1 protein-coding gene is annotated in these 1,400 nt (G+C 58.9%); it reads right to left on the bottom strand.

What is annotated here, in order from left to right; all coding sequences use genetic code 11:
• Positions 1-185 precede the first annotated feature (185 nt).
• Positions 186-1,352 (bottom strand): ISH3 family transposase, encoded by a 1,167-nt coding sequence (locus tag DQW50_RS17490; RefSeq protein ID WP_112080530.1) that lies wholly within the window; start codon positions 1,350-1,352, stop codon positions 186-188.
• Positions 1,353-1,400: the final 48 nt, after the last annotated feature.

Raw genomic sequence — 1,400 nt, 5'->3', positions numbered from 1 at the left:
TCAGTACCTCACAAAGCATCCTCGGCTAGCTGTTTCTGAAGCCTGAGTTCCACGGCGGAGCGGTTGTGCTGGTGGCCTTGACGAGAAAATCTTCGACGAACCGACGGAGAGCTGTCGCTGTCGGCGGCGGCTGCCGCCGACGCGACAGCGTCGCCACTCCTAGCGAAGGCTAGCCCGGTCGGGGATTAGCGGGTGAACCGGTCGTCTGGTGGTCGGTTTGCGGGGACGGCCCGACGCGTCGCGAGGGCCGTCCACGCTGCCCGTTGAATCATATTGATGAACTCCTTGAACGACCACTGCCAGAGGCGACGCCCCCCACGGCGGGGCGTCGCCACGTACTCCCAGTGTAAATACCGCCAGACGTTCTGTAACAACAAGCTCACCACGACGTACAGCAGCCGTACGACCGGATTTTGTGTCGAAGTCGTCGCAATACTTTGCTCGGTGAGTCGGTAGCTGGCCTCGATACCGAAGCGTTTCGCGTAGTGGTATCGGGCGTCTCGTGGTGAGTCGATGAACGGCGCGTCAGCGGCGTAGCCGTGACGCGCCACCCCATGTTCGTCGTACCGTCCGTTTTGGTACGTACAGTCGATGTAGACGGGAAACTCGACGGTCCAGCTGTGACCGTCGAGTTTCGCCGTCATGTCGTGCTGAATCACGCGACTCCAGCCTTCCGAGAGTTCTTGCTTGATCGTCTGTCCCCAGCGGACGATCGGCATGACGTAGGCGTGGTTGTGTGCGTGAAGCAGCGTCAAACACTTGCTGTCGTAGAATTCGCGGTCAAGAAAGACGGCCTTGACGTCGAGGTCAAGGCCGTCGAGGATACCGAGAAACTCTGCGAGGACACTGCTGGCGGTGTCGCCGTCTTCGAGACGGCGCACCGCCAGCGTGTAGCGTTTGTTCTTCACACGCGCGTAGAGTGTCGCGTAGGCATGGAACGCAGTTGTTCCACGCTTCGCTTGTGAGTGATACAGGCCGTCTGTCCCGTCTTCGTCGCCGTAGTAGGGCCGCAGGTGGAGGTCTGAAACGACCTCCACCTGCTGGGGAAGAACGTCAAGAACGTCCTTCTGAAGGAGCGCGTTTCCGACTTGTTCGAGCGTCTCAAGGTCGAACTTGGTGCGGAGGTGGTAGAGAACCGAGTTTTCGTGGGGTGCATCTTCACTCCTCTCACAGAGCGTTGAGACTGAGGTCCCGTCGGCGCACGCGCCGACGAGGACCTCGTAGATGTCTTCAGCATCGATTTCGGCGTTTTCAGCGAGTGTGAGGGCAACTTCCTCGTCAAGAGAGTTGACGAGGAAGTTAAGAAGCTGGTCCTCGTGGATTTCACCGTCTGCTTGCTTGGTATTAGACACACCTTCAGCAAGCAGACGCCTCAACTAACCGGCTTTGTGATGTACTGA

The sequence above is a fragment of the Halorubrum sp. 48-1-W genome, from assembly GCF_003287355.1.
Lineage (GTDB): Archaea > Halobacteriota > Halobacteria > Halobacteriales > Haloferacaceae > Halorubrum.
This window is presented reverse-complemented; position numbering and strand designations above follow the sequence as displayed.